Origin of the sequence: Sphingomonas sp. CARO-RG-8B-R24-01 (assembly GCF_022662295.1) — a bacterium.
In the GTDB taxonomy this organism is placed as follows: domain Bacteria; phylum Pseudomonadota; class Alphaproteobacteria; order Sphingomonadales; family Sphingomonadaceae; genus Sphingomonas.
Window position 1 is genome coordinate 113,296 of the sequence record NZ_JAKNQI010000003.1, and the last position, 14,711, is coordinate 128,006.

The 14,711-nt window shown below is 66.6% G+C and carries 10 protein-coding genes; 2 read left to right on the top strand and 8 right to left on the bottom strand.

The annotated features are described in order from the left end of the window. Nucleotides 1-91: 91 nt before the first annotated feature. From L8G49_RS08405 to L8G49_RS08415, 3 genes are read right to left on the bottom strand one after another with little or no spacing between them, the layout of a single operon-like run. Entirely contained in the window at nucleotides 92-1,531 is a 1,440-nt protein-coding gene (locus L8G49_RS08405; protein ID WP_242139927.1) for a HAMP domain-containing sensor histidine kinase, read from the bottom strand. Between the two features lie 23 nt (nucleotides 1,532-1,554). Beyond that, nucleotides 1,555-2,220: a response regulator transcription factor gene (locus L8G49_RS08410; protein ID WP_010162021.1), complete on the bottom strand. Its 666-nt coding sequence runs from the start codon at nucleotides 2,218-2,220 to the stop codon at nucleotides 1,555-1,557. 32 nt (nucleotides 2,221-2,252) lie between these two features. Further along, the gene (locus L8G49_RS08415) at nucleotides 2,253-2,561 is read right to left on the bottom strand and encodes a hypothetical protein (protein ID WP_242139818.1); all 309 of its coding nucleotides are present in this window, start codon (nucleotides 2,559-2,561) and stop codon (nucleotides 2,253-2,255) included. Nucleotides 2,562-2,875: 314 nt separating this feature from the next. Between L8G49_RS08415 and L8G49_RS08420 the strand changes: the two genes are divergently transcribed. Then, nucleotides 2,876-4,672 (top strand): ATP-binding cassette domain-containing protein, encoded by a 1,797-nt coding sequence (locus tag L8G49_RS08420; protein ID WP_242139817.1) that lies wholly within the window; start codon nucleotides 2,876-2,878, stop codon nucleotides 4,670-4,672. Between the two features lie 126 nt (nucleotides 4,673-4,798). Here L8G49_RS08420 and L8G49_RS08425 read toward each other — a convergent pair whose 3' ends face one another. From L8G49_RS08425 to L8G49_RS08440, 4 genes are all read right to left on the bottom strand, one after another. Further along, nucleotides 4,799-5,614: an ATP-binding protein gene (locus L8G49_RS08425; protein ID WP_242184088.1), complete on the bottom strand. Its 816-nt coding sequence runs from the start codon at nucleotides 5,612-5,614 to the stop codon at nucleotides 4,799-4,801. A gap of 69 nt (nucleotides 5,615-5,683) precedes the next feature. Then, nucleotides 5,684-7,033, bottom strand: coding sequence for a PEP-CTERM-box response regulator transcription factor (gene prsR, locus L8G49_RS08430; RefSeq protein WP_242184096.1), 1,350 nt, complete (start codon nucleotides 7,031-7,033; stop codon nucleotides 5,684-5,686). Further along, nucleotides 7,030-9,075, bottom strand: a complete 2,046-nt coding sequence (prsK, locus tag L8G49_RS08435) for an XrtA/PEP-CTERM system histidine kinase PrsK (protein ID WP_242184099.1) — start codon at nucleotides 9,073-9,075, stop codon at nucleotides 7,030-7,032. Before prsK ends, prsR begins: the two co-directional genes overlap by 4 nt. A 4-nt stretch (nucleotides 9,076-9,079) precedes the next feature. Next, entirely contained in the window at nucleotides 9,080-10,468 is a 1,389-nt protein-coding gene (locus L8G49_RS08440; RefSeq protein ID WP_242139813.1) for a TIGR03013 family XrtA/PEP-CTERM system glycosyltransferase, read from the bottom strand. Between the two features lie 176 nt (nucleotides 10,469-10,644). On the opposite strand from L8G49_RS08440, the gene L8G49_RS08445 reads away from it, so the two are divergent. Next, nucleotides 10,645-11,706, top strand: coding sequence for a mannose-1-phosphate guanylyltransferase/mannose-6-phosphate isomerase (locus L8G49_RS08445; RefSeq protein WP_277923170.1), 1,062 nt, complete (start codon nucleotides 10,645-10,647; stop codon nucleotides 11,704-11,706). A gap of 45 nt (nucleotides 11,707-11,751) precedes the next feature. Here the strand turns inward: L8G49_RS08445 and L8G49_RS08450 are convergent, their stop codons facing one another. Further along, entirely contained in the window at nucleotides 11,752-14,532 is a 2,781-nt protein-coding gene (locus tag L8G49_RS08450) for a TonB-dependent receptor (protein WP_242184108.1), read from the bottom strand. Nucleotides 14,533-14,711: the final 179 nt, after the last annotated feature.

Here is a 14,711-nt window from a genome sequence, read left to right on the forward strand (position 1 = left end):
TTTTTCTTTGAGCGCGCGCCCGGGGTTGTCGATGGTGCTGCGGTCCGGCGCAGGTACGCGAACCGTCTTTGGTGTCTTCCTGCCGGCGCGATCAGTTCGCCGCGGGCAACCGCAGCCGGACGAGCAACCCGCCGAGGTCCTCGCTCTCCTCGAGGCTGACCGTGCCTTCGTAGATCTCGGCGACGTCGCGCACGATCGCCATGCCGAGCCCGGTCCCGGGCTTGCCCGAATCGAGCCGCACGCCGCGATCGAAGATCCGGATCCGCTCCTCCTCCGGAATCCCGACCCCGTCGTCCTCGATCAGGAATTCGACGAAACCCGAATGCTTGGCGACGGTGACGAACACGCTCCCCCCGCCATATTTCGCGGCATTCTCGATCAGGTTGCCGAGCATCTCGTCGAGATCCTGGCGTTCGACATGGACCTGCAGGTCGCGCGGGCCGGACGTGTCGATGCGGACGTGACGATACAGCACGCCGACCGCGCGCTCGACCGATTCCAGGCTCGGCCAGACGTCGGCGCGGCTGTGCGCCGATCCGCGCCGCCCGACCGCGCGGGCGCGGGCGAGGTGGTGGTCGACCTGCCGCCGCATCGTCCGCGCCTCGCGCACCACCGTCTCGCCGAGATCGTCGGCCTTGGCGGTGGCGGCGTTCATGATCACGGTCAGCGGGGTCTTGAGCGCATGCGCCAGATTGCCCGCGTGGCGCCGCGCTTCCTCCGCCTGGCGTTCGTTATGTTCGATCAGCGCGTTGAGTTCCTCGACCAGCGGCGCGACCTCGATCGGCATCGGGCGTTCGACCTGCCGCGCCTTGCCCGCGCGCATCCGCGCGATCTCCTCGCGCACGCGGCGCAGCGGCCACAGCCCGTAGAAGGTCTGCAGCGCGGCCATCACGATCAGCCCGAACGCCAGCAGCAGGAAGCTGCGCAGCAACGTCTTGCGCAGCACGCGGATCTGCGCGTCGAGCCCGTCGCGGCTTTGCGCGACCTGGAAGCGCCAGCGCAGCTTGGAGCCGGGCAGCGTCACGTCGCGCTCGACGATCCGCAACTTTTCGGGCGATTCCGCCTTGGGGTCGACGAACTGGTTGCTGTCATAGGCGTGGACCGACAGATCGGTGTGCGGCGCCCCGTAGGCGAGCCTGCGGTCCCATAGCGAGCGCGAGGCATAGCTTTCCTGGCCCGGCGCGCTGACCTGATAATAGAGCCCCGAATTCGGCTCGAGGAAGCGCTGGTCGGCGGGTTCGCGGTTGTTGAGCACCTCGCCTTCGGGGCCGATCTCGGCCGAGACGATCAGCGCGGTCAGCACATATTCGAGCTGGTCGTCGAAATTGCGCGTCACCGCGGTGCTGAGCACCCGGTCCAGCGCATAGCCGCCACCGGTCAGCAACAGCAGGATCCACCCCGCCGCGATCAGGATCATCCGGCGGCTGAGCGATCCGGTCGTGCGGACGCGGGGCAGGGTGCGCGGCTCGACCTCGAGCGGCGGGAGCGGCGGCGCAAGCGCGGTCGCGGCGTGCGTGTCCGCCTCAGCCATCATGCCCTGCGTGCGGTCGGACGTCAGGCATCGGGATCCTCGAGGCTGTAGCCGAGCCCGCGGATCGTGGTGATGACATCCTGCCCGAGCTTCTTGCGGATGCGCGTGACGAACACTTCGATCGTGTTCGAATCCCGGTCGAAATCCTGGTCGTAGATATGCTCGATCAGCTCGGTGCGGCTGACCACCTTGCCCTTGTGATGGAGCAGGTAGCTGAGCAGCTTATATTCCTGCGCGGTCATCTTGACCGATTCCCCGTTCAGCGTGACCTTGCCGCTGCGCGTATCGAGCCGGACGCCGCCCGCGGTCAGTTCGGACGAGGCATTGCCCGAGGCGCGGCGGATCAGCGCGCGTAGCCGCGCGATCAGTTCCTCCGACTGGAACGGCTTGGCGACATAATCGTCCGCGCCCGCGTCGAGCCCGGCGACCTTGTCCGACCAGCTGTCGCGCGCGGTCAGCACCAGGACGGGCGCGGTGCGGCCTTCCTTGCGCCAGCGGTCGAGCACCGTCAGCCCGTCGATTTCTGGCAGGCCGAGGTCGAGGATGATCGCGTCGTAATTCTCGGTCGAGCCGAGGAAATGCCCTTCCTCGCCATCGGTCGCAAGGTCGATCGCATAGCCAGCACCTTCGAGCGTGCTCTTCAGCTGCTGGCCGAGATTGGGTTCGTCCTCGACGATCAGAACGCGCATGCAAATTTCCCCTTGGACGGCGCCGATGGCGCTCAGTTGCCGGTACGGCCGATGATCTGGCCGGAACGGCCGTCGACCTCGACCCAGATGACCGATCCATTGCGCAGGAATTTGAGTGTGTAAATCCCGCCCTCCGGATCGAAGTCGAACCCGAGATAGCGTGCGCCGGGCATCGTCGGCACGACCCGCGCCTCGATATCCTTCGACGGAAGCCAGCGCCCCTCGCGCCGTCCGCGCAACGCTTCCATCTGGTCGCCACGTTGCATCAACCCGGCCGCCATCGGAACGGCGGGGGCGGGGGTCATGGCAAGTCCCATCAGGATGGCGGCTAGCATCTTCATGGGCTTGGCATAGGTGGCTTGCGTTGAACAGCCTGTGAATGGGGATGAAGTGTGGCGAAGTGGAACCCGTCACCCCGGCCTCCGCACGACCTCTGCGAAATGACCGGCGTTCTCCCGCGAAGGCGGGAGCCCAGGAGTCGCGAAAGCTTTAAGCCGTTGTCCTGCTTGGCCCTGGATTCCCGCCTCCGCGGGAAAACAGCAAATGACGGAGCGGTATCCAACTTTCGCAGACGTCTCGCCACCCCGGGGGTGACGGGGCGTATTGCAGTGCACAAAGCTTGCCGCCAGCCGCCCCACCGCCTAACGCGCGTGTCATGGCAGCACCTATCCTCGCATATGAAAATCTCGGCGTCATTCAGGGCTCGGGTTGGCTTTTCCGTGGCCTCGACATCCATGTCGGCCCGCGCGACCGGCTCGCGCTGATCGGGCGCAACGGCGCGGGCAAGACGACCTTGATGAAGCTGCTCGGCAACAAGATCGATTCGGACGAGGGCCGCCGCACGATCGTCCCCGGCACGCGCGTCATCCTGCTCGAGCAGGAGCCCGCGATGATCGGGTGCAACACGCTCGCGGATTACGTCCTCGGCGGCGACGATGCGCCGCTGCAATATGAAGCCGAGGCAATCGCCGACCAGCTCGGGATCGACCTCACGCGCGAAGCCGCCAAGGCCTCGGGCGGCGAGCGTCGCCGTGCCGCGATCGTCCGCGCGTTCGCGCAGAACCCCGACGTGTTGCTGCTCGACGAGCCGACCAACCATCTCGACATCGGCGCGATCGAGTGGATCGAGGAATGGCTCGGTCGGTTCCGCGGCGCGTTCGTCGTAATCAGCCATGACCGCACCTTCCTCACCAAGCTGACCAAGCAGACCTTGTGGATGGACCGCGGCAATTTGCGGCGTGCCGAGATCGGCTTCGGCGGGTTCGATGCGTGGACCGAGCAGGTCTATGCCGACGAGCAACGCAACGCCGAGAAGCTCGACGCGAAACTGAAGCTCGAGGAGCATTGGCTGCTGCGCGGCGTCACCGGGCGGCGCAAGCGCAACCAGGGCCGCTTGACCAAGCTGGTCGAGATGCGCGCCGAACGCGCGTCGATGGTCGGGCCGCAAGGGTCGGCGAACCTGACGATCGGCACCGACGATGCGCGTTCGAAGGTGGTGATCGACGCCAAGCACATTTCCAAGGCGTTCGGCGACCGCACGATCATCGGCGACCTGTCGCTGCGCGTGACGCGCAAGGACCGGATCGGCATCGTCGGCGCGAACGGCGCGGGCAAGTCGACGTTGTTGAAGCTGCTGACCGGGGAACTGGAGCCCGACACCGGCCAGATCCGCTTTGCCAAGACGATCGAGCGGATCGTGATCGACCAGCAGCGCAGCAAGATGGAGCCCGACAAGACGATCCGCGACGTGCTCGCGGACGGCGGCGACTGGATCGAGGTGCAGGGCATCCGCAAGCATGTCGTCGGCTATCTCAAGGAATTCCTGTTCGAGCCCGGCGTGCTCGACGCGAAGATCGGGACGCTGTCGGGCGGCGAACGCTCGCGCCTGCTGCTCGCGCGGGAATTTGCCAAGCCTTCCAATCTGTTAGTCCTGGACGAGCCGACCAACGATCTCGATCTGGAGACGCTCGACCTGCTCCAGGACGTGATCGGCGACTATGATGGCACCGTGCTCATCGTAAGCCACGATCGCGACTTTCTGGATCGCACCGTGACGATCACTTTGGGCCTCGACGGGTCAGGCACGGTCGATGTCGTGGCGGGCGGCTATGAGGACTGGGAGCGTCGCCGCAAGGCCGCCGCGCCGACCAAGCGCGGCTCGATCGCCAAGAACGCGACCTCCGCTGCGCCGGTCGCGGGCGGGGCGGCCCCGGGCAAGGTCAAGCTGACCTACAAGGATCAGCGCGATTACGAGATCCTGCCCAAGCGGATCGAGACGCTCGAGGCGGCGATCATGCGCGACCAGGAATTGCTGTCCGATCCCGAACTTTACACGCGCGATCCCGACCGGTTTGAGAAGCTGATGGAAGCGATCGGCCAGGCGCAGGCGGACAAGGACGCCGCCGAGCTGCGCTGGCTGGAACTGGCGGAAATGGTCGAAGGGCAGGGGTAAGCTCTCGCGTCACCCCGGCAGAGGCCGGGGCCGCCATGTTGGGGGGCACAACCGGCGATACGGCATTCTGTGACCCCGTCGCGCCCGGGTAACCAGACGGCCCCGGCCTTCGCCGGGGTGACGAAATCAAGGTTCCAGCGACCGCCCCTCGCGCCCCGCGAGATCGACGACGTAATGCCACGCGACGCGCCCCGACCGGCTCCCGCGCCGCGTCGCCCAGCCGACCGCGTCGACCGGATCGAACGGCAGGGCGTGCGCATCGGCATAAGCCCGCACGATCGCCAGATAGCCGTCCTGATCGACCACGTGGAACCCGAGGCTCAGCCCGAACCGGTCCGCCAGCGCGAGCCCGTCGTCCGCGGCATCGCGCGGATTGACCGCGGTCGGCTGGTCGATCATCTCCCGTGGCACCAGATGACGGCGGTTGGACGTCACCACCAACCGCGCATTGGCGGGCCGCGCCTCCGCGCCGCCATCCAGCATCGAACGCAAGGCGCGCCCGTCCGCCGCGGCATCGAACCCGAGATCGTCGAGGAACAGCACGAAGGCGCGGGGTACGTCCGCGATCAGCCGGAACAGCGCGGGCAGCGTATCGAGCTGCGGCGTAACGATCTCGACCAGGGCGAGCGCGCCGCCGTCGGCCTGAACCGCGCCGGTCACGCTCTTGACCAGCGCCGACTTGCCCGATCCCCGCGCGCCCCACAACAAGACGTCATGCGCCGCCGCCCCGTCCGCAAGATGGCGCACGGTCGCGAGCAACGCAGTCTTCTGGGCGTCGATCCCGTGCAGCCGATCGAGCGGCAGCGGGCGGAACGCGCGGACCGGTTCGAGCACCGCGCCGCGCCAGACATAGGCCGGATGCGCCAGCGGATCCGCGGATTCGGCGGCGGGCGGCGCCAGGCGCTCGAGCGCGGCGGCAATTCGGGCAAGCGGATCGGTCATCGCCACGGTGCTACACGCGGACGCACCGCCTCACCAGCCTGGACGACCGGCCGTGGCCAGCGACGGCGCCTACCCCTGAAGATCGTAGCTTTTGAGCAGATCGTACAGCGTCGGGCGGCTGACCCCGAGCAGTTTGGCCGTATTGGAAATGTTGCCCTCCGCGCGCGCCAGCGCCTGGCCGATCGCGGTGCGGTCCGCCGTCTCCCGCACGGCGCGCAGGTTCAGCGGAGGCTCGGGCACACTGTCGGGCAGGTCGAGATCGGCGGCCGTCACCAGCTTGCCCTCGGCCATGATCACCGCGCGCTTCATGCGGTTCTCGAGTTCGCGGACGTTGCCGGGCCAGCGCCAGGCGGTGATCGCGTCGCGCGCATCGGGCGCCAGCCCGGTCACGCCCGAGCCCATCGTACGGGCGTAGCGTTTCAGGAAATGCTGGGCGAGCAGCACGGCGTCGCCGCTGCGCTCGCCGAGCGACGGGATGCGCACGACGATCTCGGCCAGCCGGTAATAGAGATCCTCGCGGAATCCGCCCGCCGCGACCATCGCATCGACATCCTGATGCGTCGCACAGACGATCCGCGTGTCGACCGTGATCGGCTTGCGCCCGCCGATCCGCTCGATCGTCCGTTCCTGGAGGAAGCGCAGCAGCTTGACCTGCAGCGGCAGCGGAACGTCGCCGATCTCGTCGAGGAACAGCGTGCCCCCGGCCGCCTGCTCGATCTTGCCTTCGGTCGTCTTGAACGCCCCGGTGAATGCGCCCTTTTCGTGCCCGAACAGTTCGGATTCCAGCAAGGTGTCCGGGATCGCCGCGCAATTGATCACGACGAATGCGCCATCGCGGCGGTGGCTCGTATCGTGCAGCCCCCGCGCCAGCAGTTCCTTGCCGGTCCCGCTCGCACCGAGCAACATCACCGAGACATCGGCCGTGGCGACGCGCTCGATGGTGCGCGTCACCTTGAGCATTTCCGGGCTGGCGGTGAGGATGCCCCCCAGGCCGGCGCCAACCGTGCGGATCGACAGGCGATGGTTTTCCGCTTCCAGCGCGTGGACGTGGAAGGCCCGCGCCACGATCATGCCAAGCGCGTCGATATCGATCGGCTTGGCATAGAAATCCCACGCCCCCTCGGCGATCGCCTGCAACGCGCTGGCATGCGCGCCGTGGCCGGAGGCGACGATCACCTTGGTGTCGGGCTTGAGCTTCAGGATCTCCGCCAGGGTGGCGAAACCCTCCCGCGTGCCATCGGCGTCGGGCGGCAAGCCCAGATCGAGCGTGACCACCGCCGGTTCCTCGGCGCGAACCGCGTCGATCGCGGTCGCTCGGTCCACGGCGGTAATGACCTGATAGTCTTCATACGCCCAGCGCAACTGGCGTTGCAGGCCGAGATCATCCTCGACGATCAGCAGTTTGGGCTTCTCGATCATGCGGCGGCGACCAGCATTTGCGCGTGCGGCAGGCAGACCCGGAAGCGCGTTCCCGTACCGGGCTGGCTGTCGACCAGCACATGGCCCCCCATCGCTTCGGCGAGTTGCTTCGCCTCGAACGCGCCGATTCCGAAGCCGGCGGGCTTGGACGAGGCAAAGGGCTTGAACAGCTGGTCGCGCACGAACCCCGGAGTCATGCCGCAGCCGCGGTCCGCAACGACGATGGTCACGTGCATGGCATCGGTTTCGAGCGACAGATCAACCGGGTCGGCCGCCGTGCTCGCCTCGATCGCATTCTGCACCAGGTGCCCCAGCAGCTGTTCCAGACGAACCGGATCGGCCTGCGCCGCAAGCGCCGGGTCGCCCGAAACGGCGATCGGGTGCTGCGTGCGCTTGGCGTAAGCGACGCGCTCGAGCAGTTCGACGAGAGCGACCGGGCGAAGATCGTCGGCACGCGCGCGGTGATGCTGCGACAGGCGCGCGAGCAGGTCGTTCATGCGCCCGGCCGAGTCCTTGAGCGTGGCGACCATGTCGACGCGAAACGCCGGATTTTCCGCATGACGCTCGGCGTTGCGCGCGACCAGCGTCAACTGGCTGACGAGGTTCTTCACGTCGTGCAGGATGAAGGCGAAGCGCCGGTTGAACTCGTCGAAACGTTGCGCCTCGGCCAGCGCTTCCTGCGCGCGCGCTTCGGCGAGGTAGCTCGCGACGTGCCGCCCGGCGATGCGCAGAAGGTCGAAATCCTCCCAGTCGAGCGAACGGTCGATCGGTGGACGGGCGAGCAGGATCGCCCCCTGCAGCCGATCGAGATGCGCAAGCGGAACGATGACCCAGCCGTCGCCGTCCAGCATCCAGGGGGGAATCGTCGCGGCCTCACCCGGCTCGGCGGTTCCGGCACGAACCGGGTCGAGTTCGACGATCCGGGCGGTCTCGGCCAGATGCCGCGCCAGTATGGCCGGCGCCACGGCGCTTGGCGCTTCCCAGTTCCAGCCCAGCCCCACGCCGAGGCCCGTCGCCTCCGGCACGAGCAGCAGTCCGGCCGGCGATTCGGTCAGGTCCGCCACGGCCTTGATGATCCGGGCATCGAGCGGCGCGGCATCGTCGGGCTTGCCGAGCGTGTCGGTAAAGCGGATCCACTCGGTTCGGTAATCGTAACGATGGCGGAAAAGGTGCTTGGCGACCTTGACCTTGGTCCAGGCGCGAACCCGGGGCGAGGACAGGATGGCCACGGCGGTTGCGGTCGATCCGACCACGAACGCGGTCTGCCACAGGCGGGCGGTTGCGCCGCCGAGCATGGCGATCACGCTCGTCGCGCCGACCATCGCCGCGGCGTACAGCAAGGTGGCGGCGAAGGAGAGCGTCTGCCAGGCGATCGTGCGCGACAGGTGCAGCGTCCAGTCGCCGTTGCGCTGGACCGCGATGAGCAGCGCCGGCGCCGCGAACGCCATCACGATCCCGCGCCCTGCCACGATGGCGGGGGGGAAGGTGCCGCTGGCATAGGCGACGAGGTACAGCAGCAGGTCGACGCTCCACATCGCGAGCAGGGCGATCACGACCAGCCGGATGCCCCCCCGCGCAGCGGGCGCGGCGGCGGTATACAGATGGTGGACCAGGACGAGCGCGCTGATGGCGACCATCATCCGCAGCGCCAGTCGCAAGGTCGCGACCTCGGGCACGAAACCTGCGGCGGACATCGTCCATACGACCGCCAGTCCGGCGTTGATCAGCACGACCAGCGCGACGATGCCGTAAATGATCGCTACCGCGCGATGCTCCGCGGTTCGTGGATCGCGCCGGACGAGCGCGTACATGAACCCGAGCCACGCCAGGTTTCGCAGCGACTCGGCGAGGCGGGGAATGCCGTCGGTCGACTCGATCCCCGCGACCGCCAGCGCCCATAGTGCGGTCAGCAGCAGCGCGAGGATGAACGTCAGTCGCGGTAATCCGGTCCCGCCATCGCGCAACTGCGAGAGGGCCACGCCTGCGAACAACAGGGCGGCGAGCGCGTGGCTCCACAGGATCAAGGTCGCAAGGCCGTCCACGACGTCAGCGCGCGCCCTCGGGCCAGAGCACGACGCGGATCGTCTGCAGCAGGATCAGCAGATCGAGGAACGGAGAGTAGTTCTTGGCATAATAGAGATCATATTCCAGCTTCTGCCGGGCATCCTCGATCGATGCGCCATAGGGATAGTTGATCTGCGCCCAGCCGGTGATCCCCGGCTTCACCATGTGGCGCTCGGCATAATATGGCAGTTGCTGCTCGAGATCGTCGACGAACTGCGGGCGTTCGGGGCGGGGGCCGACGAAGCTCATCTCGCCCTTCAGCACCGACCAGGTCTGCGGCAGTTCGTCGATCCGGACCTTGCGGATGATGCGGCCGATCCGCGTGATCCGGGGATCGTTCTTCTCGGCCCACACGGCCGTTCCCGCGACTTCCGCATCCTGCCGCATCGACCGCAGTTTGATACAGTCGAAGCCGACGTGATACAGCCCGACGCGCCGTTGGCGATAGAAGGCGGGGCCCTTGCTTTCGAGCTTGATCGACAGCGCGACGATCAGGATCAGCGGCAGGGTCAGCGTGAGCAGGATGATGCTCGCCGCGATGTCGAACAGGCGCTTGAACATCGACGACAGCATGCGACCGGAGGAAAACCCGTCGGAGAAGATCAACCAGCTGGGATTGACGCTCTGCAGGTCGACGCGTCCGGTTTCGCGTTCGAGGAATGTCGAGATTTCGTTGACGTGGACCCCGGTGGTCTTGATGCGCAACAGATCCTTCAGCGGCAGGGCGTTGCGGCGTTCCTCGAGCGCGAGCACCACTTCGCTGGCGTTCAGCAGGACGACATGGTCGGCAAGATTGTAGATCGCGTCGCGGGCGATCGCCTCCGGAATCACGCGCGCGCTTTCGCTCATCGAGACGTAGCCGACGACGACGAACCCCGATCCTGGCACCTGCGACAGGGCCTTCAGCCGCGCCGCCCGCGCGCCCGCGCCCAGCACGACGACCCGTCGCTTGAACACCTGGCCGCCCAGCGTCTTGCCCAGCAGGATCCGCAGCGCGATCAGGAGAACCGCGGCGATCATCATCGAATAAAGCAGGTTGGACCGCCAGAACGTGATCGTCGGCAAGGCGAAATAGATGACGCTGAGGAAGATCGTGCCGAGCGAAACCGCGACGAGCAGCCGCGCCGTGGCGTGGCGCAGCGACTGGAGCGCACTCGCGCCATAGACACCGACCGCGATCATCGCGAGTTCGACGCTGCCGGCAAACGTCACCAACTGGGGGACCCGTCCCGCCATCGGCAGTACCGGCAGGCCAAGCTGCCCCATACGAAGCGTGTACCCCAGCTCGCCCGCCACGATCAGCAGACAGACGTCAAACAGGCCGAGCAGCAGGACCGCATTCGGGATATAGTGTTTGAACAGCCTGATCATCGCGCGCGCACCCTGTCCGCCAAATTGGCAGCGCCGGCTGCAACACCGCCGACGATAGGATGCGGCTGTCGCAGAAATTGGCAAAGAAAGGCTGAAGGCCCTGGATCGCGGTTGATCCAGGGCAGTTACCAAGCGCAGCTCCGCACGCTACAGCGGGGTAACAAGGAGTCATTCGCATGCCGCAGACCACGCCGATCGTTCCCGTCATCCTCTCGGGCGGATCGGGAACCCGACTGTGGCCAATGTCGACGCCCGAGATGCCCAAGCAGATGCTTGCGCTGACCGCGGAGGATACCATGCTCCAGCTGACAGCGCAGCGCGCGCAGGGCGGCGGGTTCGCCGCGTCGATCGTCGTCGCGAACGCGCGCCATGCCGATCTGGTGGAGGCGCAGCTGCAGGCGGTGACCGCGGCACCGCAAGCGCTGATCCTGGAGCCGGTCGGCCGCAATACGGCACCCGCGATCGCGCTCGCCGCGCTGGCGGCGCCAGGCGACGCGCCGTTGCTGGTGATGCCGTCGGATCACGTCATCCTCGACGTTCCGGCCTTTCATGCGGCGATCCAGGCGGCGTTGCCGCTCGTCCAGGATGGGTGGCTGGTGACCTTCGGGATCGATCCGCATGCGCCCGAGACGGGCTATGGCTGGATCCGGATGGGCGAGGAGATTGCAGGCGGCGTCCACCGCGTCGCGAAATTTGTCGAAAAGCCGCCGCGCGACGCTGCCGAAGCCATGCTCGCAGCGGGCGATCATGCGTGGAACGGCGGGATCTTCCTGTTTCGCGCGGACGCCTATCTGAACGCGCTTGCAACTCATGCGCCCGAGATGCTCGGCGCCTGCCAGAAGGCGATGGAAAGCGCGCGCCACGACGGCACGCGCGTGTTTCCCGACGCCGACGCCTTTGCCGCGGCCCCGTCGGACTCGATCGACTATGCGGTCATGGAAAAGGCCGAGAAGGTCGCGGTGGTCCCGGTCAGCATGGGCTGGAGCGACCTGGGAAGCTGGGATGCGCTGCACGAGATCAGCGATCGCGACGCGGACGGCAACACGCATGCGGGACAAGGCGATGGCGAGGTGATCGCGATCGACACCAAGAACTGCCTGGTGCGCAGCGACGGTGCGCGGATCGCGCTGGTCGGGGTCGAGGATCTGATCGTCGTGGCGAGCGGCAGCGACATCCTGATCCTGCCGCGCGGGCGCAGCCAGGAGGTCAAGGCGCTGATCGAGGCGATGAAGCGCTGATCGCGCATGCCAAACCCCCGCCGGTCGCGGCGGGGGGGTGGCCGGTCAGAACGCCAACTGGACGCCGACGCGAAAGCTCTGGCGATAGCGTTCGTTCTCGATCAGCTGGGTCTTGACCGCCTGAAACCGGCGCCAGGGTGAATCGAGCAGATTGCTCGCCTCGACGAACAGCGTGTAGGCCTTGACCGGCGAGAAGCCGATGCGTGCATCGAGCGAATTGTTCTCGGCGGTATATTGGTCGGTGGCGGTCGAATCCCCCAGCGTGTCGAGATATTGCGACCGATAGGTATAGGCCAGCCGCGCGGTCAGGCCGTATTTCTCGTAGAAGATCTGCGCCGTGCCGATGTATTTCGACTGGAGGAAATTGGGCACCTTGTCCGCCCGGTTGGGCACGCCGCGCGCCGACCCGTCGGTATAGGTGAAATTGCCCGAGATACCGAGGCCGTCCAGCGGCGCGGGGAGGAATTGCAGCTGCGTCTGCAGGTTCGCCTCGACCCCGTACAGTTCGGCACTCCGTGCGTTGAGCGGCTGGGTCACCAGCGCGCTGGTGAAGGTGATGCCCCCGAAGCTGCCGGCGCGGTTGACGCCGGCGGTGAAGATCGGGTCGTCGAGATGCTTGTAGAAGGCGGCGATCGACAGGATCCCCTGGCCGGGCAGATAATATTCCGCCGACAGATCCCCCGCGACCGCCTTGTACGGCTTGAGATCGGGATTGCCGAGCGCGACCACGCCCTTGTTGAGCGTCGTGTCCGATACGCTCGTGTAGGGCGCGAGGTCGGCATAATTGGGCCGGCCGATCGCGGTGGTCGCCGCCGCCCGCAGCACCAGTCGGTTCGACGCATCGAACCGCACGTTCAGGTCGGGAAAGACATCGGTATATTTGCGGCTGTTGACGACGTTGAACCCCTGCGTCGCGGTGGAGGCCGTGGTGAACGCCTTGCCCTTGTACGTCCCGTCGGTGTGCTCGACGCGGACGCCCGGCACGATCGTGAACCGGTCGAGCTTGACCGTGCCCATGACGTAGCCGGCATAGACTTTCTCGCTCAGGTCGTAATCGTTGACCAGCGAGTTGGCGAGACTGCCCGCGACGTCGAGCGTCCGCGCGCCCGGGTTGGTGACCGTGTAATAGGTCTGCGCCCGGTCATAGTCGATCCGCGGACCGACCGCATAACGCCCGTCATAGATGGTGCTGCCGTCGTTGCTGGAGGCGCCGGTGGTCGCGAGGTTGCCCGCGGTCAGATTATATTGCTGAAAATCCCGGTTGTTGGTCTTGTCGGTTTGCTGGAACTTGCCGCCGATCTTGATCGCGCTGTCGTCCCCGAAGGCGATCGGGACGGTCAGGTCGGCACGCGCCTGGTACAGGTTTTCCGCGGCGCGGCGGCGGTCGTAATTGACCCGGTAACCGCTGAACAAGGCGGGCGTGTTCGGCGTCGCATTGGCGGTATTGACCTTGAACAGCGTGTCGGCGAGGTCGAGCGACAGGCCGGTCAGCGCGGTGCTGCCGGTGCGGAACGAATATTCCGAGCGCAGCGGGTCCTTTTTGAGCGCCTTGCTATAGGTGCCGCTGACCTCGAGCTGCGACCCGCCCAGCCCGACCTTCCCGCCAAGCTGGCCGGTGAAGGTCGAATCGTCCTCGTTGCGCAACCGCAGGAAGCGTGTGCCGCGCGAACTGAACGTACCCCCTGCCGCGACCGTCGCCGTCTGCGGGATCTCGATGCGGAACTGGTCGCGCGTCTCGTGATCCTTGAACGCCGAATAGAGCGTGCGGAGATAGACGCTGGTGGTCGCGTTCGGCCGCCAGTCGAAATTGCCGACCAGACCGTAGCGAGTGCGGGTGAGATTATAGTCGCGCAGGCGATAATCGTCCGGAACGGCGACGCCGTTGACGGTCTTCCACGCCGATGACCCCTGCAGATTCTCGGACTCGATCGGACGGCGCGAGTAATTTCCCGATAGGACGATCCCGAAGGTCTTGCCCGCCCCGAAGCGCGTGCCCGCGGTGATGTCCCCCTCATAGGGGTTGCGGCTGTTGAGAGTGTTATACCCGTTGGCGATCCGCGCATTGGCAAAGGCACGGGTCCGGTCGAAGGCGGTCAGGGTCGTGATGTCGACCTGGCCTGCGATGGCATTGGCGTCGCGGTCGGCGGTCAGCGATTTGACCACCGTGACCGACCCGATCAGCGACGAGGGGATGTCGTCGAGCTTGACCTGCCGCCCCTCGGGCTCGGGCGCTGGGGCCGTCTGGCCATTGATCGTGACGTTGGCGAGATTGGGGTTGGCGCCGCGGATGATGACATAGCGCCCTTCGCCCTGATCGTTCGCGACCGAGATGCCGGGCAGACGTCGAACCGCCTCGGCGACATTCTGGTCGGGCAGCTTGCCGACGTCATTGGCGTTGAGCGTATCCTGAATGACGTTCGCCGTCCGCTTGGCCTGCAAGGCGCGGCGATCCGCGGCGCGCTGGCCGGTGACGACGATATCCTTGCCGACGGGATCGGCATTCGGCGCCTCCAGGCGGAAGGCAACGACCGACGGCGCATCGCTGGATACCGCGCTGCGGGTCGCGATGGGATATCCGACATAGCGGAAGGTAAGCTCGACCGGGCCGGCGGGAAGATCGCGGATCACGAACATCCCGTCATCGTCGGCAATTGCGGTGCGACCGCCGGCCGAAACGGTGGCGCCGGGCAGCGCATTGCCGGTGACCGGATCTACGACCCGGCCGGCTACGTCCGCGGCAAGGGCCGGGAAGGCAGTGGAGCCGAGCAAGGCTGCGCAAAGCGTTGCAGTGGACGCGACCGTACGCGTCCGGAAATGTCCGAACATGTTGAATTTCCCCCGCACGAAGATTGGCTTTTCCCAATCTTTCCGTGGCTCTGGTCCGCTAGCGTCCGTTCATGACGCTGGCGTGACGGTCACCAGGGCCTTGGCTCGTGGTAGGCCGTTCCGCGAGGGTGCGCGGGTTATACCGCATACGGAACAATTCCCGAGGCGGCGCTTTCTGC